Origin of the sequence: Algibacter sp. 2305UL17-15, from assembly GCF_040720935.1 — a bacterium.
GTDB lineage: Bacteria > Bacteroidota > Bacteroidia > Flavobacteriales > Flavobacteriaceae > Jejuia.
In genome coordinates this window covers 33,345-54,450 of sequence record NZ_JBFDAE010000002.1, presented here as the reverse complement: position 1 = coordinate 54,450, position 21,106 = coordinate 33,345, and the positions used below count along the sequence as shown (strand labels likewise).

The window sequence follows — 21,106 nt, the reverse complement described above, 5'->3', positions numbered from 1 at the left end:
AAAATGAACATCGTAATTATTTCGAAACCATATTTATCTTTAAAAACTAATAGTAAAAGAGACTATACGTTAAATAAGAAGTGCATTACATCGCCATCTTTAACCACGTAATTTTTACCTTCTACACGCATTTTTCCTGCCTCCTTAACTTTAGCTTCACTTCCGTAAGACACATAGTCATCATAAGCAATAACTTCTGCTCGAATAAAGCCTTTTTCAAAATCGGTATGAATTACGCCTGCCGCTTGTGGGCCAGTTGCTCCAATATCTACGGTCCAAGCACGAACTTCTTTTACACCTGCGGTAAAGTAGGTTTGCTGGTTTAGTAATTTATAGGCTGAACGAATTAATTTTGCAGAACCAGGTTCATCCAATCCAATATCTTGTAGAAACATTTGACGCTCTTCGTAATCGTCCAATTCATTAATATCTGCTTCCGTTCCAACTGCTAAAACCAAAACCTCAGCGTTTTCATCTTTTACAGCTTCTTTTACTTTTTCAACATATGCATTTCCTGAAACCGCAGCACCTTCATCTACATTACAAACATACATCACAGGTTTATCTGTAATAAATTGAGATGGCTTTACAAAATCCTCATAATCTTCTTCACTAAACTCTAAAGCTCTTACAGAGATTCCTGCTTCTAAACTTGCTTTGATTTTTAATAGAACGGCTTCTTCTTTTTGAGCCTCTTTGTTACCCGTTTTTGCAGCACGTTTTACTTTATCCAGTTTCTTTTCGGTAGTTTCTAAATCTTTCAACTGCAATTCCATATCAATGGTTTCCTTATCGCGAATAGGATCTACATTACCGTCAACATGCACAATATTATCATTGTCAAAACAACGCAACACATGTAAAATAGCATCAGTTTCACGAATATTTGCTAGGAATTGATTGCCTAAACCTTCGCCTTTACTTGCGCCTTTTACCAAACCTGCAATGTCAACAATCTCAACTGTTGCTGGCAACACACGTTCTGGGTTTACCAAAGATTCCAACTTTTCTAAACGTGGATCTGGTACGTTTACCACACCAATATTTGGTTCTATGGTACAAAACGGAAAGTTTGCACTTTGTGCTTTTGCGTTAGACAAACAATTAAACAACGTTGATTTCCCTACGTTTGGTAATCCTACAATTCCTGCTTTCATCAATTCAGTATTTTGTCATTCCCGCGCCTGCTCTGAACTCGTTTCAGTAAAGGTGGGAATCTATTTTATTTGCGAGTGCAAATGTAGTTAATATAATAGAATTTTTAGCAGTTTAATAATGTTGAGAACTCATTAAAAACGATACGACACGAATTTCACTAATGAGCACTAATTTTGGTGAAAAATCTATATATTTTTCTATTTGCGTAATCATTCTGAGTAATCAATTCACGAGTTTTAATTGGGGTTTACCTCATCTATTCATGATAATTAGTGATCCCGAAGCTTCGGGACGTGGCTAAAAAAAAGATGATAATTAAAAGTTAAATAACATGATACCGATTTCTCTTTCTGTAACATTAATTAACTTGTCTCGTTTTATAGATATAAATCATCATCATCAAAAAATGCGTTATAACATTCCCTTGCTATTATTATTTATAGCCCTGCCTGTTTTATCTCAAAACATCACAGTTAAACTTATTGATAAAAACACAAAAAAACCAATTCCGTATGCCAATATAAAGACTGGAGCTTATTCTGGTGTGATATCTAATGATGAAGGTTTTTTTAGTATTTATGCTGAAGATGACACCAAAACAATTACCATTTCCTGTATGGGCTACGAAAGTAAAACTTTGCGTGTAGCAGACATAAAATCTTTAAATTATAGCATAGAATTAAAGGAAGCGATTAATCAATTGAGCGAGGTTTTTATTAGCACGAAAGCTCCTAATGCCGATTCTATTATTGCAAAGGTAATATCTAAACTTGCGGACAATTACAATTATGATTTAAACGCATATAGTATTTTTAAACGCACTACAAATCATGTGGATTTCAAAAAATTAGAATTTGAAATTGACAAAGCATCCCATGTTAAAAAGAAAGAACTCGAAAAAGCCAACTTTAGTTTAAATGCACTTGTCAAACAAATAAAAAATAGCAACATGGTGCAGTTCTCCGATTTTAAAGGCAAATTGTATAGTTTGAATACAGACAGTATTAAAATTGAAGTAGAAAAAGCTACAGAACTGTTAGATACTAAAAATGACTTTTCAATTGAAAATATACAGGAGAAATCGCAAAAGATCATTTTGAGTTATCTCGATACTACTAAAACCTATAAGCTGAAAACTGGCTTGTTTAAAATAGAAGATTCTTTGGCTTTAAATGATGAGGAATTTAAAGATGAGAACAAAAATGAACACAAATTATCTTATTTAAATGATGACACAAAAGGGTTATTAAAACGCTCCCAGTTTTACGAAAACTCTTTTCTAAACAAAATATTAAACACCGATTGGTACGACTACACCCTTGAAACTATTGGTTATAACAACGAAGAACTCACATACATCATCAACTTTACTCCAAGAAAAGGCAAAGCAAAATATACAGGAAAACTTTATATAGCCGATGACACTTATGCGGTTACAAGAATAGATTATAACTACTATAAAAACCGCCATGGCGAAAAAGTAAATCTGAAATTTATTTTAGGTGTCAAATACATTTCTAACGTTAGCGAAGGGACTGTCATTTTCCAGAAAGACAGTTCTAGCACCTATCATCCTAAATATATAAAATGCACCACGGGAAGTTACTTTTACGTGAGCCGTCCGTTAAAATTTATTGAGAATAGCAAAAACCGTTCTAAAGTGAGTTTTGACTTTAAGATTGAAGGAGACAATAGAAACAAACAGGAATTATTGATAACCGCTCATAATAAATTGACGTTTCTAGATTTTCAAGCAGAACGCCAAAAAGAAAAAATACCTATTACAATTTTGACTAAATATGAAAAATCGGTTTGGGATAGTGAGGCTGTTTTGGAACCTAGTTTGGAGATGAAGGCTTTTGAGAGTGAGGAATAGATTTAGAAATACTTAGTAGAAAAATCTTGTTTATTTAGTAAGAATTTATCTTTAATTTATTAGTTATATCCGCATGTTAGCGGTTGTTTTTTAATATTCAATGTCCTTAGTCGTTTTTAAAAAAAGGTTATATAAATTAATAAAAATTTCATCTATTATAATTAACTGTGTAAACCAAATAAAGTAATTGTGATTTAAATATTTTGGATTTGACAAAGTACTTAATGTTGGTAAATTGTGTTGATAAGACAAAGTATTATGAGCACATTGATTTCTGAAAGAATATAGAGTTTTGTATAAGTCTTGTAAGCTACTTTCAAATAGATTTCTCTTACTATTAGCAAAATGAATAGGCTTTATTATTTCTTTTATATTACTGCTGAAATAATTATAGTTCTTCTGATTCCAAATTAGTAAAGAACTTCCATTAAAAATATCTTTCAATTTTTCTACTGAGCTATTTCGAATCATAGTTTTATCTAAAAATTCACTTATTTGGAAGTTTACATCTTCTTTTTCGAGTACGGCAATTAACCTTTGAAATATCTTATTTTTAGATTTATATGAAGAGCATTCACCAAGATTATCTTCATTACCTAATAATGTTCGTCTATACTCAAAATCATAAGTTGCCATTTCCCAAGTTATGCATTTTAGTTTTTGTTCTTGAAAACCTGTCATTTTAAGGAATACAGACTGCATAATGTATTCACTTAAAGGATAAGTCTCAATTGCAAAATTTGTTCCTGAATTTGCTAATACAACTTCTTTTAATATTGAAACAATTGGTGTGAAGATAAATTTTTGATGCTTATTCATCTTTTAAATATCTTTTATAGATTAGTATAGACCAACGAATTCTTTCTCTTAGATATTTTAATGCCCCAGGCGTAGATTTATGATTTTCAGTATTTTTTAGGCTTTCAATTTTATTATTAATCTTTTCTTTTAATTCATCTTTTTTATCGACATCAATTACTTTATTCTTGAATACAACTAAATAAATTAGTCCAAAAAAATACAAGTCTAAATCAATAATTGAATAATACTCTTTTTCTAAATTTAGGTCATTAATAGTTTTTTTAACTTTTTCAAAAGAGGTTTCAAATTTTTTACCTGAAAAGATATTTTCAAATTTTTCAAAGATATTAGAGTCAGTTTCGCCAGTTACGGAATAAATATATTTTTCATAATACTCTTCCGTTTTACGACCAAATCTCTTTGCTACATTATTGGGATTCTCGTCTATATAATATTGTGATAATAATGATAGGTATCTAACAAAATCAATTTTAGAATCATAACTTGTATTTTTCATAGAGATTTCACTAATAAAATCTGGTACAAAAAACTTTGACAAGTCCTTATCTAGAAAATACAAAGAAGCTCTACTTTCTTGTGGTAAAAGTGTTTGTCCTTGAATATTTATGTTTCTAAATACAGATGAATAATACTTCTGCTGATTAACCTCGTTTTGATTGTCTGGAACCAAATAAGAAAACCCTAAAAAAGTATTTTTAAAAAAAGATTCATTAAGATTTAGGTCAACTTTTTTGTAGTTGCCATCAACTAAGTTTTTAAGAATCTCTTTTTTCGTTCTACCTTTTTTGGTTAGTAAATCAAATCTCCATTCGATGACGTTATCATAAATATCAGCATCTTCTTCATCAAATAAACCGTCATTTTCATCAGCTAATTTTTTCAAAGTATTCTTAAATGTGTTTTCATCTGGAAATAATCCTAAATAAGCAAGTAAAATACTTGTGAGCCTTTGTTGTCCATCTAAAATTAAATTCTGTATATTTTCATTATCCTTAAATGAACCGATTAAAATTGGTGGTACAAATTGTTTTTCTTTTAATGATTCTATTAGAACAGCTACCTTTTTTTCATCCCAAACAAAATGTCTTTGATATTCAGGTAGAATAAGATTTTTCTTTAAGATTAAAGTAATCCAATGATGAAGAGTATATTCACCGTAATAGACTTTATTTTCCATAGTTTTTATGTGGTGGTGATAAATAACCGCTAACGTTTATGTATATGGAAAGTTGCGTGTTTGTGTGCGAGGATTTTCCGAAGGAAAATCAGAAGCTAGCAAACAAAGCAACTAACATTGGTTAAGCTAAAAATAGTGATTTTTGTATATATGGTGTTGGCAAACGTTTTTTTAATATTCTTTTCCTTTATGATTCATTATGTCGTAAACAACTCCTCTCTTACAAAAATTAATCTTGTCCGTTGAATATTTAACCACAACGACTTTTTCAGGGTTTATTTCACTGTCAAATTGAACATCAAAAATTCCTTTTTCATTTTCTTTATTGGTCAGTCCGAATGCCAAATGCCTCGGGATTACACCACCAAATTTCGTTTCGTAAACAATTCTGTTTTCGCTATTTGTTTTTCCGTTTTCCAAAATTGGAATTACGTGAAGTTCTTTAAATCCTTTTCTAAATTGGAATTCATATTCTTTAGTCCGAATTCCGTGTGTCGATTTTAAATTTTCTGCAAGAGTTTCATATCTAACAGTATATGAACCGTCTTCATAATCTTTTTTAGAGTCTAAACTTTCTGAAAATATTGGGTTTTCTTGAATGTCATATGTGGTGGTTTTTAATTTTTCGTCATTGTTCGAAGCGAAAACTCCAATTAATAAAATCAGAGCAACAATTCCAATTCCTCCAAATAAAATAAATTTCAAAAATGTCTTCATTATGTTTTTTTTAAATGTTTGCCAACTCTTTATATAGCAACCTTTTATCACTCATATTCTATAAATAAATAGAATATATTTAACCTTTTTGCTACTATTACCTCGCAAATATAATTAATTTTTCCTACATAAAAACAAAAAAAATCCCAAACCAAAGCTCAGGATTCAATTTTAATCAATTAGTTGCTATTAATCAATTATGGTTTTCAATCTCTTCTAAAATTATATTACTCCAACCGCCGTAACTTCCAACGTTTTCAATATAATTAGTAAGTTCTACATCGCTATAGGCACAGCCATCATAAATTTCAATGCCCAATTCAACGAGTTCCCAAGAATCTTCAACAAAATGCCAGTTAAAAAAATGTGTGCCGTTTTTATTATACCCTGAACTCCCCGTCTCTATTTTACCTAAAGGAAAAAGTTTCCGAGATTCCAAAGGCAATTTTAATTCCTCTAAACATCGCTTTATAACCATGGGGTTAACCGTTGCCGCCACAAACGATGTGTCTTGCCAATTGCCATGGCTGTTTTCAGGACAGCTTTTAAATCTAAAATAGCGCTTTGATGGTTCTGTGGTACCATTATCATCATTAGTGTTGCATGCTATTAACACAAACCCGAAAGTGCAAATGATGACATTTAATTTTAAAAATATTCTCTTCATTTTATATTTTTTTTTGAATGCTATATTATTTACTCTGTTTTGAAATATCCCTAAACAAGAGCATGTCTTTTAATTTACTAGAAGCACCATCATAAAACCCAGTTTCTTTTTCGTAGTTTTTTGGGTTCTGAAATGTGCCGAAAATCATATCTATAAGCGGCAAATCAGCATAATTATTTTTATGAATGCCCCTTCCATGATGAATGGAATGACTTTCTGGACGCTGAACAATAAACCCAACCCAACGCGGTGTTTTTATATTGGCATGTTGAAAAAACGCCATGAAATTTATTATAAAAAGCAATGCCGTAATGGTTTGTGCCGGTAAACCAATAAGTAGTGCAAAACTAATACTGCCCATAAGTGTAAAACCTATCATATCCAACGGGCTGTGAAATAATGACCCATAGGCATCCAATCGTTCTGCACTATGGTGTAGTTGATGAAAAGTACGCCAAAGAAAATCGTACTTATGCATAGATACATGATACAAATAGACAAACAATTCATATACAAATAGCCCTATTAATGAACTGGTTACAAGCCCTAAATGAGTTAAATCCATCAATTGAAATTTAGCCAAAAAGGGGTCGATTAGTATTGGCAAATAAGAGGCTATGTAAAAAAAGGAGAAGAAAAAAAGAAGCCCTTTTATCCTCCAGAACTTTACTTTAGGAAGTTTTCTTGCTGGGAAAATTTCTTCCCATAATATTAAAAACGCATAAGAAGCCAATACAGCTAATGACAAAGGATCTAGAAGTAACTCTAAAGGTGTTGGTAATTCTGAAATTAAATTTTGCATGATTTTATTTTTTATAATTGAGAAACACTAATTGACATTTTATTTATACCAACTAGTCTGTGCAAATATAAAATAATTTTTAATTATACCAACTAGTCTGTTTAATTTTTTTATATTTACACTATGGCAAGAGATGGAAAACCTACAAAGGATAAAATATTAGCGGCGTCTAAAAACCTAGTGCTTTCAAATGGGTTTGCGGGTACCAGTATCGATCAAATACTAGAAAAAACAGGCATAACAAAAGGTTCATTTTTTTATCACTTCAAAACAAAAAACGCTCTCGCAAAAGCGTTGATAGAGGAATTTGCGCGCGATGACATGTCTCATCTGGAATGGGCATTGCAGGAAACAGAGCATTTGAAGGCAGAACCCTTAAAAAGATTGTTACAATTTGTTCAGTTATTTATTGATATGATGACGGGCTTAAAAACACCTCATTCTGGATGCTTATATGCCTCATATACCAACGAATCAACTCAATTTGATCCAGAAATAAAAAAATGCATTTCCGATACCATTTTAGTTTGGAGAAGCACTATGGAATTACTTTTACAGAATGTTTTGGAAACGCATAAAATGGTTATAGATGAAGATATCAAATCTTTGGCTGATGCATTTACCGTGGTTTTTGAAGGCGGGTTTGTACTATCAAAAGCTTTAAATGAACCCGAGCTTACAGCAAACCAATTACGACATCTAAAAAATTATTTTCAATTGCTTTTTAGTGAAAAGAATTAATAGTTTATAAAAATTCATCCAAAGGAACTATTAAAACAAAAAAAATCCCAAGCCAAAGCTCAGGATTCATTTTATAATTTAAATAGTGATTATCGATTTAATTATCCTTCAGGATGCATAAAACGTTGTTTTGCCAACAATTCTTCTTCCGTTTCAACAACATCTTCATCTGGCACACAACAATCTACAGGACAAACTGCGGCACATTGTGGCTCGTCATGAAAGCCTTTGCACTCTGTACATTTATCTGGAACAATGTAATAGAGTTCATCACTTACTGGTTCTTGTGCTTCATCTGCATCAACTTCTCTACCATCTGTAAGCACAACCTTACCTTCTAAACTTGTACCATCTTTATAGCGCCAATCGTCGGCACCTTCATATATTGCTGTATTTGGGCACTCAGGTTCACAAGCACCACAATTTATACATTCGTCTGTTATTATAATTGCCATAATATATTTTATCTTTTAAAATTCAAGAACTCTATACAGAATCCTTAAATTTGCAATTGCAAAAATAAAGCCAAAACCATTCATAACCAAATTAAGGATGCAATTACAAGAAAGAATTAACGCTTTTGTAAAATTAGGAGATTTTATAAGGCAATTTTCTAATGAAGTCGTCCAAAAAGATGATAAAGTTGAACATAATGCCCTTTTCTTTGATGGCTTTAAACATCAGCTTAAATTGGCCGAAGAACACAACGGGTGGTTTACAACTAAAAATATAACATTTGCGCTAAACTCATGGTCTGAAGCTTTAACTTTTGATAATCTTTCAAAATGGTTACAGCCTTATGAAATTTCAGAATCTGAACCTAAAAAAGTGGCCATAATTATGGCGGGTAACATCCCTTTGGTTGGGTTTCATGACTTTTTAGCGGTGCTTATTTCTGGTCATTCTGTATTGGTAAAACAATCTTCGAACGATAAACATTTACTGCCATTTTTAGCAAAATATTTGGAATTTGTTGCGCCCGAATTCAAAGGAAGAATTACGTTTTCTGAAAGTAAATTAGAAAATTTTGATGCTGTAATTGCTACTGGTAGTGATAATACAGCGCGTTATTTTGAATATTATTTTAAAGGCAAACCTTCAATAATTAGAAATAATAGAAATTCGGTGGCTGTTTTAACAGGCAATGAATCTGAAGAGGATTTAAAAAACCTATCCGAGGATATTTTTAGATACTACGGATTGGGGTGTAGAAATGTTTCAAAAATTTTCGTTCCGAAAGATTATGACTTTACTTCTTTTTTTGAAGGGATATACCATTGGCACCCTATCATCAATAAAGCAAAATACGCCAATAATTACGACTATAATAAAGCCGTTTACTTGATGAGCGAATTTGATATGTTAGAAAACGGTTTCTTTATGATTAAGGAAGACGAAAGCTACGCCTCCCCTATTGCCACCGCCTTTTATGAGTATTACGATTCACCTGAAGCATTGAAAAAGAAATTAGGAGCAGATGCGGATAAAATCCAATGTATCGTTTCTAATGGTTTTATGGAAAATGAAATCCCTTTCGGGCATACTCAAAAACCGCAACTTTGGGATTATGCAGATAGCGTAGATTCTATTAAATTTTTATTATCGATTTGACGAAAAAATTATTGAATTCTTAACAATAAATAATGAATTAATTAGCAACTTTGCATCTTTAAAATTTACTACAAAAAATGAAACCGACTTGATGAAAATAATTTTTAAAATTTAAACATAAAATTATTGAATCAACGAAGGTTACATCTGACCAAAACATGAAATAACAAATTACAGATGAAAAAACATAACTTTAGTGCAGGACCTAGTATTTTACCACCAGAAGTAATACTAAAAGCTTCTCAAGCTGTTGTTGATTTAGACGATAGCGGATTATCTTTATTAGAAATATCCCATAGAAGTAAAGCTTTTGTAGATATTATGGAAAACGCTAGAGCTTTGGCTTTAGAGTTATTGGGTTTAGAGGGCAAAGGCTATAAAGCATTGTTTTTACAAGGTGGTGCAAGTACGCAGTTTTTAATGGTAGCTCTTAATTTATTGGAAAAAAGAGCTGGTTATTTAAACTCTGGAGCGTGGGCTGCAAAAGCAATTAAAGAAGCAAAAATTTACGATGATGTTTATGAAGTAGGTTCTTCTAAAGACGCCAACTATAATTACATTCCTAAAGGCTATGCTATTCCTGAAGATTATGATTATTTCCATTGTACATCAAACAATACCATTTACGGAACCCAAATGAAATCGTTTCCAAAAACCGATATTCCTATGGTTTGCGATATGAGTAGCGATATATTTTCACGTACTCTAGATTTTACGCAATTTGGTTTAATTTATGCTGGTGCTCAAAAAAATATGGGACCTTCTGGAACTACTTTGGTGGTTGTTAGAGAAGATATTCTAGGAAAAGTATCTCGTAAAATTCCATCTATGATGGATTATAAAATACACATTAGCAAAGGGAGTATGTTTAATACGCCTCCTGTTTTTCCTATTTATACATCTATGTTAACATTGCAATGGTTAAAAGACCTTGGCGGTATCGCAGCTATTGAAAAGGAAAATGAGAAGAAAGCGCGTTTGATGTATTCTGAGGTAGATTTAAATCCATTATTTAAAGGATTTGCAAGTAAAGAAGATCGCTCAAACATGAACGCTACATTCACACTTGAAAGAGAAAATCTAAAAGACACTTTTGAAGCTATGCTTAAAGAAGCTGGTATTAGCGGTGTAAATGGTCATAGAAGTGTTGGTGGCTACAGAGCTTCAATGTATAATGCTTTGCCCATGGATAGCGTAAAAGCATTAGTAGAAGTGATGAGCGAATTGGAAAGTAAGGCTTAGAAACAGTTTGCAGTAGGCAGTCTCAGTTTTCAGTCACTTACTTAGATGAATAACATAAAAATAATTTAAAAACTAAAATTTATCAGATGTAACTTCTAAACGTTACACTTTTAAACTTCTAAACTTAAAAAATGAAAGTATTAGCAAACGACGGTATCTCTCAAAGTGGTATTGATGCATTAGAAAAAGCAGGTTACGAAGTCATAACAACTACTGTAGCGCAAGAACAATTAATTAATTACATCAACGAAAAAGACATTACAGTTTTATTAGTGCGTAGTGCAACAACGGTTCGTAAAGATTTAATTGATGCCTGTCCTGGATTAAAAATCATTGGTCGTGGTGGTGTTGGCATGGATAATATTGATGTTGCCTATGCTCGTGAAAAAGGTTTAAAAGTAATCAACACGCCTGCAGCATCTTCACATTCGGTTGCCGAATTGGTATTTGGTCATTTATACGGTCTTTCTCGTTTTTTACACAACTCAAACAGAGACATGCCTCTTGAAGGCGATAGCAACTTTAAAGGTTTAAAGAAAGCTTATGCTAAGGGCACCGAACTTAAAGGTAAAACTTTAGGTGTATTAGGTTTTGGTCGTATTGGTCAAGCTACTGCAAAAGTGGCGCTTGGTGCTGGAATGAAAGTGGTTGCTTTTGATCCGTTTTTAGAAAATGCCAATTTAGAATTAGACTTCTTTGATGGTCAAAAGGTAAACTTTGATATCAAAACCATTTCTAAAGAAGATGTTTTAAAACAATCTGATTTTATTACACTTCATGTCCCTGCCCAAAAAGATTACGTTATTGATGAAGCTGAATTTAACATGATGAAAGATGGTGTTATTTTAGTTAACGCTGCTCGTGGAGGCGTTCTTAATGAAGTTGCACTAGTTAAGGCCATTGAAAATGGGAAAGTTGCAAGAGCTGCTCTTGATGTTTTTGAAAAAGAACCAAAACCAGAAATACAGTTGTTAATGAATTCTGCATTGTCATTAACGCCACATACTGGTGCTGCAACTAACGAAGCTCAAGATAGAATTGGTACAGAATTAGCATCACAGATTATCAGTATCTTAGGATAGAGATAATTAGCAGATCCCGCTAAAAAACGGGATTTTAAAAAACATGTTTCACTAAAATGTGACCTAAATAGAATTAATGAGTCCTAACTATAGAAGTTGGGACTTTTTTTGTACATTAAGCCTTCATTTTCATAAACTTTATTAATTAAAAACATATACACAAAAAATCATGGCAGGAATTTTAGATTTATTAGACAGCGACTTAGGAAAAACTATTATTAACGGAGTAGCTGGTTCAACAGGAAACGACACAAACAAAACAAGTAGCGTATTAACAATGGCGTTACCTGTTTTAATGAAAGCGATGCAACGTAATGCTGCAACACCACAAGGTGCAGAAGGACTGATGGGCGCTATAAAAGGAAAACATGATGGTAGTATTTTAGATAATCTTGGTGGATTATTTGGTGGTGGTGTTGATGATAATGTGAAGCAAGATGGCGAAAAAATATTAGGTCACGTTTTAGGATCTAAGCAACGAGGCGTTGAAAAAATAATAGGAGAAAAATCTGGTTTAGATGCAGGTTCTGTTGCGAACATATTAAAAGTTGCTGCGCCAATTTTAATGGGTGTTTTGGGAAATCAAGCGAAACAACAAAATGTTAATTCCTCTAATGGTATTGGAGATTTATTGGGCGGATTATTAGGCGGAAGTTCTGCACAGAAAGAACAAAGCTTTTTAGAATCTATTCTTGATGCTGATGGCGATGGCAGTATTGTTGATGATGTTGCTGGAATGGTTCTTGGAAATGCAAGTAAAAAAGGAGGCCTTGGTGGTTTATTAGGCGGTCTTTTCGGAGGAAAATAAACTTTTTAACATACATGAATTTTAAAATGTCAAATCTAGCGGTTTGACATTTTTTTGTTAAAAACACTTAAATACAATGACTTACGGAATGGTTTTTGTAAATTTATTATTAAAGTTGCATTTACTAGCTGAAAACAGTTGTTCACTCATTCATACTTTTTAAAGCTTGACTTTAGATATACTTTTGAGGTATAAACAAAAACTTAGTAATCATGAAAAATAGTATCTACATCCTTCTCATTAGTTTATTTCTTTTTAATTGTAATACTTCAAAGAAAGTCACTTCAAAAAAAGACGAAAAATTAGCAGCTGTTAAACAGAATGATACCATTAGAATTGCCAATGACGAACTAGAATATGAAATCATCATCATAGACCCAGGATTTGCCGCCTGGTTAGTATCAAGAGCGCAACCAGAAGGTTTCTACTCTCAACAATACATGGAAAACAGAAATAGAATTTATGTTATTGAGTGGAATCAACGCGTCCTGCAACCCCAACGTTTTAACCCTAATTTATATGAACTCAGAATAGATTATGAGCAAAATATAGACTACGGTTACGAGGTAAATTATAAACTCTATAATTACTTTATTTACTTTCAAATAAAATACAATCAAAGATTAGGGCCGTTTGTTCCTAGAATTTAATTTCATTTTAATAGTTTTGCATCCAAATTATTGATGTGAAAAAACTAAAAGAGAATTGGGACATAAAGAGCAACTGGCAACTTATTTTTCCTTTGTTAGGGATCCTAGGTTTAGGCTACTCCTCTTTTAGGTTGTCTAATTTGTTTTTAAAAGAATATCATATTGCATTTAATCTAGGATTAAGTGCAATTATTTTTTTTGTGCTTTTAAAGTTTACGCTATTTCTTTTTTCCAAATTGGAAAAAAAATGGGGCGTAACATACCGCTGGGAACTTATATCCATCTTTTTAGTATTTGCAATTACCGGGTCTTCCTCTGTATTTGTGAGTAGGCCTTTAATTAAATTAGCAGGAATTAATAAAGAAAATTTACCCATCTTTGTATATTGGATATTATATATCCTTATCGGCTTTATTTTCTATCAAATTTTATTGGTAGCTATTGGCTGGCTATTTGGGCAGTATAAATTCTTTTGGGAGTTTGAAAAGAAAATGTTGCGCAGGTTAGGTTTTAAACGTTTTGTAGATTAATGTACAAAATTAAAAAACATATCGTTTTTAGAGTGTTTGCTTTTATGTTGGCAACAATGTTGTTTGTTCCAACTATTATCAAATTTGCTCACGTGTTTTCGCATCACGAGCATAAAGTGTGCTCTGGAGATGAAACCACACACTTTCATCAAGTTGATTTAGATTGTGATTTTCAGAAGTTTCAACTGAACCATCCTTTTTTATTACCTCTTGAAAACGATAATTGGGCAGACGCCTCTTTTCAATATCAAATATTCACATTAACATATAAATTCCTTAATAGTCATCGGCAATTATCTTTCTCTTTAAGAGGGCCGCCTGTTTTAGTTTAAAATCTAAATTTTAAACTAAAACACAATACGATGAAATATTATTTGTTGATTGTGGTGCTTTGTTTTTTAAACTTAGCCCATACTCAAAACTGTACACATTCTTTTTTAGGTGAGATAAAAGACTTTCATGATGGTACACCAATGTCTGGTGCTACTATTTATATTGAAACCTTAAACTCTTATACTACCGCAGATATTAATGGTAAATTCACTATTAAAAACCTGTGCGAAGGCACATTAGTTTTGAGGATATCTCATGTTGGTTGCGAACCCAAGCGTTTGGAAATCGAAATAGATGGAGATACTTACAAAGAAATCAATATGGAGCATCATATAGAAGAGCTTCATGAAATAATGGTTTCTGGAAACTCCGCAAAAAAACTAACTAAAACCGCTCAAGAATCTCAGTTAAATACTGAAATAATTGAACGTTTTAGCGCGTTAAATCTTGGTGATGCAATCAAACAAATAAGTGGTGTTTCATCTATTAATACCGGAAACTCTATTGTTAAACCTGTTATTAATGGGTTGCATAGTAGTAGAATATCTTTAATTACAAATGGAGTATTGTTACAAGACCAAGAATGGGGTATTGAACATGCACCAAACGTAGATTTAAATACTGCAGGAAGTATTAATGTTATTAAAGGTGCTAGTGCTTTAGCTTATAGTGGCGACGCTATTGGAGGTGTTATAGTTTTAAAACCAGCAAATATTAGTTTAAAAGATTCTATTTACGGAAAAACCATATTAAGTGGGCAAACCAATGGAAGAGGCTACAACATAGCATCTACCCTAACCAAATCTTGGAAAAAAGGTTGGTTTGTTAATGGTCAAGTTTCATTAAAACGTTTTGGAGATTTTAAAGCACCTGACTATAATTTAACAAATACTGGAGTTAATGCGAAAGGATTAAACTTAAGTACTGGTTTTAAAACTTTTGAAAAAGGTTTCATAATCAATTATAGTTATTTAAATAGCGAAATTGGAATTTTAAGTGCTGCACACATTGGCAGTATTAACGATTTAGTGAGAGCAATTAATAATAGAGAACCTATTCTGGTTAAAGACTTTAGTTATGACATCAACTCTCCAAGACAGGATGTAACCCATCAAATCTTAAAAACAGAGTTTTATAAACGTTTTAAGCAATTTGGTAGGATTCAAATACAGTATGATTTTCAGAATAATCAACGTTTGGAGTATGACATTCGAAGAGATGACAACAACAGAGCTGCGATAGATTTAAATTTAAAAACACATGCAATTAAGGCCAATTTAAAGTTGGATGCTAACACCAAAGCTGTTTACCATTTTGGGATTCATACAAGGTTCCAAAATAACTTTGCAAATCCTGAAACAGGAATCAAGCGATTAATTCCTGATTATGATAAATATGATGTTGGAGTATTTGCTATTTCAAACTTAAAATTGAAAGAGAATACTATTTTAGATTTTGGATTGCGCTATGATTTTAATCGAATTGATGCAAAAAAATGGTTCTTGGAAAGCAGATGGGAAGAACGTAATTACAACAATGATTTTAGTGATATTGTTATAAAAACCGAGAATGCTCAAGTTTTAGCAAATCCAGTTTATAACTTTCATAATGTTTCGGTATCAGCCGGAATATCACATAAAATTAGTAAACGGCACTCTGTTTTATTTAATTATGGATTGTCTCAACGTTCTCCAAACCCGTCAGAATTGTTTAGCGATGGTCTTCACCATTCAGCAGCTAGAATAGAATTGGGAGATTTAAGAATTAAACAAGAAATTTCAAATCGATTTGGAGGTACATACCAAATACAACCATCAAATTTATCATTGCAAGTGGAAGGTTTTGCAAATCATATCAAAGATTTTATTCAAATAATTCCTTTTGGAACAGAGCAAACTATTCGAGGTGCGTTTCCCGTTTGGAACTACACACAAACCAATGCTCTTTTATTTGGTGTTGATATTACTGCAAATTATGACCTTACGGAACAATGGAATATTAATCACAAATCGTCTTTTTTAAAAGGAAGAGATGTTGAAGCAAAAACTGCACTAATTGATATGCCCGCATTTAGAACAGTTAATGTATTAGGATATACCAATAAAAAATGGCTAGATTTCAATGCTAATCTAGAAAGCGAGTGTGTATTCAGACAAAACGACTACCCAAATTTTAATTTTGAAACGTTAAACCCAACTACGCAAGAAATGGTATTGGTAGATATAAGTACACCACCACCAGCGTATCATGTTATGCATTTTAGAAGTGAGATTACAACAGCGTTATCAAAAAAAACAAAATTAAACATTGGACTTAATGTGTCTAATGTATTTAACACTTCCTATAGAGAATACTTAAATAGATTAAGATATTTTGCCGATGATTTAGGAAGGAATTTTATGTTACAATTAAAGTTAAACTATTAAAAATTTCAAAATGAAACATTTAAAAAGATTATCAATTTTAGCAATATCATTAATTTTAGGAACTTCATGTTCAAACGATGATGACACACCTACTCAGATTATTGAAGAAGAAGTTATTACAACTATGACGATTACCTTAACCCCAAATGGAGGTGGAACCCCAATAGTTATGCAGACTAGAGATACAGATGGAGATGGTCCAAATGCACCCGTAGTTACAGATCCTGTAAATTTAGCTGCCAACACAACTTACAGCGGAAGTATTGAATTGTTAAATGAACTAGAGTCTCCTGCTGAAGATATAACCGAAGAAGTTGAAGAAAAAGATGACGAACACCAATTCTTTTTCCAAGCTACAAACTCCATAGCAACATTTGCATATTCCGATATGGACGGCGATAACAACCCAATTGGCTTAAGTTTCACGCTTACTACAGCAGCTACAGGTACTGGTACCGTTACTGTTACTTTAATTCATGAGCCAAATAAAGACGCAAGCGGTGTTAGCGACGGTAATATTGCGAATGCCGGAGGTGAGGAAGATATATCAGAAACGTTTAATGTAGTTGTAAAATAAACGCATTTATATTTAAACAAAAATCCCTTTCCAATTCGGAAAGGGATTTTTGTATTTTAAAAGTGAATTATCTTTAAACCTCTTCAGCTTCAACTTCAACCACAATTGGGTCTTCTTCCTTCTGAAAAACATAGGTCAAAAACCACATTATTGTAAACGTTGGGATAATATCAAAACCTGGTATCGCTTCTTCAATAAAAGAAATTACACCAGCAATTTTACCTTTTGTGCCTTTGTACATCTTTGTCATTAAATATGCCGAGGCTGGTGCCCATATAATATCTATAAAAGTTACCATACCAATAGCATCAAACAAAATGCTCAATGCCAACTTTTTATATTTGCTTAAATTTTCTAGGTTCATAGTTGTTTATTTTTACAATAAACATTGCAATAATTGTTCCAAAATTATTTCCCAATTAACTTCAAAAACTCGTTACGCGTTTCTATCTTTTCAAACTGTCCCCTAAACCCAGATGTTGTAGTGGTCGAGTTTTGTTTTTGCACGCCTCTCATCATCATACACATATGCGAAGCTTCAATAACCACGGCTACGCCTTGAGGTTTTAGCGTGTCGTTTATGCAATCTAAAATTTGTTCTGTCAATCGTTCCTGCACTTGCAAACGTCTCGCAAAAACATCAACAATTCTAGGCAACTTACTAAGCCCTACTATATATCCATTTGGAATATAAGCAATATGCACTTTCCCGAAAAATGGTAAAATATGATGTTCGCAAAGCGAATACAATTCTATATCTTTTACAATAACCATTTCGTTATAAGATTCTTTGAACATGGCACCTTTCAAGATTTCAACAGGATCTTGACTGTATCCCTGAGTTAAAAACTGCATTGCTTTGGCAGCACGTTCGGGAGTTTTTAACAAACCTTCACGCTTGGTATCTTCACCTAAATCTTCAATAATATTTTTGTAATTGTCCTTAACATCCCCAGTAACTTTTATGTTGTACTCTTCAAAATTTTTATATGGCATAGTAGTTTTCTATTCTAAAAATGATAAAGTTAATCAAATTTTAATTGTTGCAAATGTCAAACCCATCAGCAACCATGGTATTTTAACTTTTTATTGGCAATTAAAACCCCATTACAAATTTACTTTTGTAACTAATACCAATTAGTACTTAAAATATTCCATATAATTTGTTTCTATTTCGCTCATATTTCAATATAAAATGAAACCGTATCTAAGGTTATGCTTTAATTTTCTATCTCATCTGAACAAAATATAATTCAAATTAGTTATGGTTCATTTTAAATAATAATTCGTATATCAGGTTTTTTAGTTTGAAAAATTTGTTGATTTCTCCCAAGCTTTCAACCAAAAATATGGAATGAAATTTTCTTTTCTCTTATTTTTTTCTCTATGGTTTTTGACTAATGTTGAAGCTCAAAACAAAAAAGCGTATCATATTACCAGAACAGAAAAAGCACCCAACATCGATGGGGAGTTAAATGATGATACTTGGAAAAATGCCCAAATAGCGACTGATTTTATTCAGTTTAAACCAAATGTTGGCAAGAAAGCACCAAAACATAAACGCACCGAAGTAAAAATGGCTTACGACAATAAGGCTATTTACATCTCTGCCTATTTATATGATGACCCCAACGATATCATGCGCCAATTTACCCAACGCGATAATTTTGGACAATCAGATTTTTTTGGGATTTTTTTTAACCCGAACAATGATGCACAAAACAATACAGAGTTTTTTGTGTTTAGTTCGGGAACACAGGCCGATGCGGTTGAAAGCCCAAACAATGGAGAGGATTTTGGATGGAATACCGTTTGGGAAAGTGCCGTAAAACATACCGCTAACGGTTGGACTCTCGAAGTAAAAATACCGTATCGGGCTTTACGATTTACGCAACAAGAAAACCCTACTTGGGGGATTCAATTCCACAGACATTTCAGAAAAACACGCGCACAATATACTTGGAATCCCGTAGATGTTACTATAAACAACATGGGGCTTTTTAATGCTGAATTAAAGGGCTTGAAAAACATAAAACCTCCTACAAGACTAAGTTTCTATCCTTACGCCTCTAGTTTGGTAAGTTCTTTTGAAGGTAAAACTGAAACCGATTTTGCTGCCGGATTGGATTTAAAATATGGCATTACCGAAAACATCACTTTAGATGCCACTTTGATTCCTGATTTTAGTCAGGCTGGTTTTGATAATGTAGAATTAAATCTTGGGCCTTTTGAGCAGCAATTTGCAGAACAACGTCAGTTTTTTACCGAAGGCGTAGATTTATTCAATAAAGGCGATTTATTCTATTCAAGGCGCATTGGGGATAATCCTTCTGAAACTCCAGAATTAGGTGATGATGAAGAAATACTGAACACTCCAGAAAAAGTGCAATTGCTTAACGCAGTAAAAATCTCCGGAAGAACGAAAAAGGGTTTGGGGATTGGTTTTTTTAATGCGATCACTAAAAAGACCTCGGTTAACATTGAAAAAACAGCTCTAAGAAATGAAGGGACAGCGTTTGAAGAAACCATAACTTCAGAGCGAGAAGCTGTATTTGAATCTCTTGCCAATTATAACATTATGGTTTTAGACCAACAGTTTAACAAGAATTCTTCCGTAACCCTAATTAACACCAACGTTACAAGAAATGGCGACTTTAGGGATGCAAATGTTACAGGTTTTCTTTTAAATCTAGCTGATAAAAAAAATACGTTTGGTGCTGTTGCTGAGATCAAAATGAGCACGTTTAATGATGTAACAGATAAACAAAACGGATATAGTGCTAAATTTGCTCTCGGAAAAACCAGCGGTAAAACACGTTATAGTGCAGAATACAACTATGCCGATAAAAACTATGATATCAATGACTTAGGCATACTGTTTAGAAACAACTACAGTAATTTTAGTGCAGATTTTAGTTACCAAATTTTTGAGCCTACTGAAAAACTGAATAGCTATAAATTCAATTCATGGTTTAATTATAGAAGGCTTGCCGACCCAAGTGTATATACTTGGTCTAACGTAGGGTTTAGATATCGCGGCACAACTAAAAAACTACATTCGTTTGGTATTACCGGCAATTGGAACATTGGTAAACAGCACGATTATTTTGAGCCTAGAAATGGTTTTGATAGTTTCTTTTTAGTGAAGAATTATGTGCAATCCGATATTTATATCTCCTCAAACTACAATACTTTTTTCTCTATAGACTCCAGTCTTAAACATGGTCGTTTTTTTGATGAATCACTAAAAGATTTCAACAACTGGAGGTTTCGTTTAAGTCCACGTTTTAAATTCAACGAAAATTTTCTGCTCGTTTTTGATTTTGAATATGATGACTATGTAGCAGAGCGAGGCTATATCAACGACCAAGATGTAGATGGCGAAATTATTTTTGGCGAGCGTGATAGAACTGATGTTGAAGCTAGTATTTCAGGAAGCTATAACTTTAATCCGTTTCATGCCTTAACCTTAAGTTTTAGGAATTATTTAAGCCGTGTAACCTATGATAATCAAGTTTATAATCTACAGGATGATGGCACGCTTGCGGTTTCCAATGTTCATACAAAAAACACCGTTGGAAGTGATCCAGATTTTAGTCCGGACATAAATTTCAATACTTGGAATTTAGATTTCAGTTACACATGGCAGTTTGCCCCAGGAAGTCAATTAACGGCGCTTTACAGAAATCAGATTTTTAATTTATCTGATACATCTCGGGACGGCTATTTTCAAAGTTTAGATAATTTATTCAATCAAGAACAGAGAAACACATTTTCATTAAGGTTGGTTTATTTCATTGATTATAATGATTTAAAAAATGTATTTTAAAATAAAGACCATTTGTATTACCATCTCTTGTTTAAAATTACATTAAAAGAAAAGGATA

21 protein-coding genes are annotated in these 21,106 nt (G+C 32.5%); 12 read left to right on the top strand and 9 right to left on the bottom strand.

Going from position 1 to position 21,106, the window contains the following annotated elements:
- Nucleotides 1-62: 62 nt before the first annotated feature.
- Entirely contained in the window at nt 63-1,157 is a 1,095-nt protein-coding gene (gene ychF / locus ABXQ82_RS02085; RefSeq protein WP_367054159.1) for a redox-regulated ATPase YchF, read from the bottom strand.
- Between the two features lie 332 nt (nt 1,158-1,489).
- On the opposite strand from ychF, the gene ABXQ82_RS02080 reads away from it, so the two are divergent.
- Nucleotides 1,490-3,034 (top strand): carboxypeptidase-like regulatory domain-containing protein, encoded by a 1,545-nt coding sequence (locus ABXQ82_RS02080; RefSeq protein WP_367054156.1) that lies wholly within the window; start codon nt 1,490-1,492, stop codon nt 3,032-3,034.
- A 90-nt stretch (nt 3,035-3,124) separates the two neighbouring features.
- Here the strand turns inward: ABXQ82_RS02080 and ABXQ82_RS02075 are convergent, their stop codons facing one another.
- The 5 genes from ABXQ82_RS02075 to ABXQ82_RS02055 all read right to left on the bottom strand — a co-directional run bounded on the left by ABXQ82_RS02075 (nt 3,125) and on the right by ABXQ82_RS02055 (nt 7,219).
- Nucleotides 3,125-3,853, bottom strand: a complete 729-nt coding sequence (locus tag ABXQ82_RS02075) for a hypothetical protein (RefSeq protein WP_367054153.1) — start codon at nt 3,851-3,853, stop codon at nt 3,125-3,127.
- A complete protein-coding gene (locus tag ABXQ82_RS02070; protein ID WP_367054150.1) occupies nt 3,846-5,033 on the bottom strand; it encodes a DUF262 domain-containing protein in 1,188 nt (395 codons plus the stop codon). Before ABXQ82_RS02070 ends, ABXQ82_RS02075 begins: the two co-directional genes overlap by 8 nt.
- A gap of 171 nt (nt 5,034-5,204) precedes the next feature.
- The gene (locus ABXQ82_RS02065; RefSeq protein WP_367054148.1) at nt 5,205-5,750 is read right to left on the bottom strand and encodes a hypothetical protein; all 546 of its coding nucleotides are present in this window, start codon (nt 5,748-5,750) and stop codon (nt 5,205-5,207) included.
- Between the two features lie 193 nt (nt 5,751-5,943).
- The gene (locus tag ABXQ82_RS02060; RefSeq protein WP_367054145.1) at nt 5,944-6,417 is read right to left on the bottom strand and encodes a hypothetical protein; all 474 of its coding nucleotides are present in this window, start codon (nt 6,415-6,417) and stop codon (nt 5,944-5,946) included.
- A 25-nt stretch (nt 6,418-6,442) separates the two neighbouring features.
- On the bottom strand, nt 6,443-7,219 hold the full coding sequence (locus ABXQ82_RS02055) for a sterol desaturase family protein (protein WP_367054142.1): 777 nt from the start codon (nt 7,217-7,219) through the stop codon (nt 6,443-6,445).
- Between the two features lie 123 nt (nt 7,220-7,342).
- On the opposite strand from ABXQ82_RS02055, the gene ABXQ82_RS02050 reads away from it, so the two are divergent.
- The gene (locus tag ABXQ82_RS02050; protein ID WP_367054139.1) at nt 7,343-7,960 is read left to right on the top strand and encodes a helix-turn-helix domain-containing protein; all 618 of its coding nucleotides are present in this window, start codon (nt 7,343-7,345) and stop codon (nt 7,958-7,960) included.
- A gap of 101 nt (nt 7,961-8,061) precedes the next feature.
- On the opposite strand, the gene ABXQ82_RS02045 is transcribed toward ABXQ82_RS02050, so the two are convergent.
- Entirely contained in the window at nt 8,062-8,415 is a 354-nt protein-coding gene (locus ABXQ82_RS02045; protein WP_367054136.1) for a 4Fe-4S dicluster domain-containing protein, read from the bottom strand.
- A gap of 97 nt (nt 8,416-8,512) precedes the next feature.
- Between ABXQ82_RS02045 and ABXQ82_RS02040 the strand changes: the two genes are divergently transcribed.
- The 9 genes from ABXQ82_RS02040 (at nt 8,513) to ABXQ82_RS02000 (ending at nt 17,219) form a co-directional block, all read left to right on the top strand.
- Nucleotides 8,513-9,571 (top strand): acyl-CoA reductase, encoded by a 1,059-nt coding sequence (locus ABXQ82_RS02040; RefSeq protein ID WP_367054133.1) that lies wholly within the window; start codon nt 8,513-8,515, stop codon nt 9,569-9,571.
- Between the two features lie 177 nt (nt 9,572-9,748).
- On the top strand, nt 9,749-10,813 hold the full coding sequence (serC, locus tag ABXQ82_RS02035; RefSeq protein WP_367054130.1) for a 3-phosphoserine/phosphohydroxythreonine transaminase: 1,065 nt from the start codon (nt 9,749-9,751) through the stop codon (nt 10,811-10,813).
- A 131-nt stretch (nt 10,814-10,944) separates the two neighbouring features.
- The gene (locus ABXQ82_RS02030) at nt 10,945-11,895 is read left to right on the top strand and encodes a D-2-hydroxyacid dehydrogenase (protein WP_367054127.1); all 951 of its coding nucleotides are present in this window, start codon (nt 10,945-10,947) and stop codon (nt 11,893-11,895) included.
- A gap of 169 nt (nt 11,896-12,064) precedes the next feature.
- Nucleotides 12,065-12,703: a DUF937 domain-containing protein gene (locus tag ABXQ82_RS02025; protein WP_367054124.1), complete on the top strand. Its 639-nt coding sequence runs from the start codon at nt 12,065-12,067 to the stop codon at nt 12,701-12,703.
- Nucleotides 12,704-12,915: 212 nt separating this feature from the next.
- Nucleotides 12,916-13,353, top strand: a complete 438-nt coding sequence (locus tag ABXQ82_RS02020; RefSeq protein WP_367054121.1) for a DUF6146 family protein — start codon at nt 12,916-12,918, stop codon at nt 13,351-13,353.
- A 35-nt stretch (nt 13,354-13,388) separates the two neighbouring features.
- Nucleotides 13,389-13,883 (top strand): DUF6787 family protein, encoded by a 495-nt coding sequence (locus ABXQ82_RS02015; RefSeq protein WP_367054118.1) that lies wholly within the window; start codon nt 13,389-13,391, stop codon nt 13,881-13,883.
- Nucleotides 13,883-14,215, top strand: coding sequence for a hypothetical protein (locus tag ABXQ82_RS02010; protein WP_367054115.1), 333 nt, complete (start codon nt 13,883-13,885; stop codon nt 14,213-14,215). Before ABXQ82_RS02015 ends, ABXQ82_RS02010 begins: the two co-directional genes overlap by 1 nt.
- A gap of 30 nt (nt 14,216-14,245) precedes the next feature.
- Complete coding sequence (locus ABXQ82_RS02005) at nt 14,246-16,642, top strand: TonB-dependent receptor (protein ID WP_367054112.1); 2,397 nt, start codon at nt 14,246-14,248, stop codon at nt 16,640-16,642.
- A 10-nt stretch (nt 16,643-16,652) separates the two neighbouring features.
- On the top strand, nt 16,653-17,219 hold the full coding sequence (locus ABXQ82_RS02000) for a type 1 periplasmic binding fold superfamily protein (RefSeq protein ID WP_367054110.1): 567 nt from the start codon (nt 16,653-16,655) through the stop codon (nt 17,217-17,219).
- A 73-nt stretch (nt 17,220-17,292) separates the two neighbouring features.
- Here the strand turns inward: ABXQ82_RS02000 and ABXQ82_RS01995 are convergent, their stop codons facing one another.
- Nucleotides 17,293-17,583 carry a hypothetical protein gene (locus tag ABXQ82_RS01995; protein WP_367054107.1) on the bottom strand — a complete coding sequence of 97 codons (291 nt, stop codon included), beginning with the start codon at nt 17,581-17,583 and terminating at the stop codon, nt 17,293-17,295.
- A 44-nt stretch (nt 17,584-17,627) separates the two neighbouring features.
- On the bottom strand, nt 17,628-18,215 hold the full coding sequence (gene folE, locus ABXQ82_RS01990) for a GTP cyclohydrolase I FolE (RefSeq protein ID WP_367054104.1): 588 nt from the start codon (nt 18,213-18,215) through the stop codon (nt 17,628-17,630).
- Nucleotides 18,216-18,573: 358 nt separating this feature from the next.
- Between folE and ABXQ82_RS01985 the strand changes: the two genes are divergently transcribed.
- The gene (locus ABXQ82_RS01985) at nt 18,574-21,048 is read left to right on the top strand and encodes a DUF5916 domain-containing protein (RefSeq protein WP_367054101.1); all 2,475 of its coding nucleotides are present in this window, start codon (nt 18,574-18,576) and stop codon (nt 21,046-21,048) included.
- Nucleotides 21,049-21,106 lie beyond the last annotated feature (58 nt).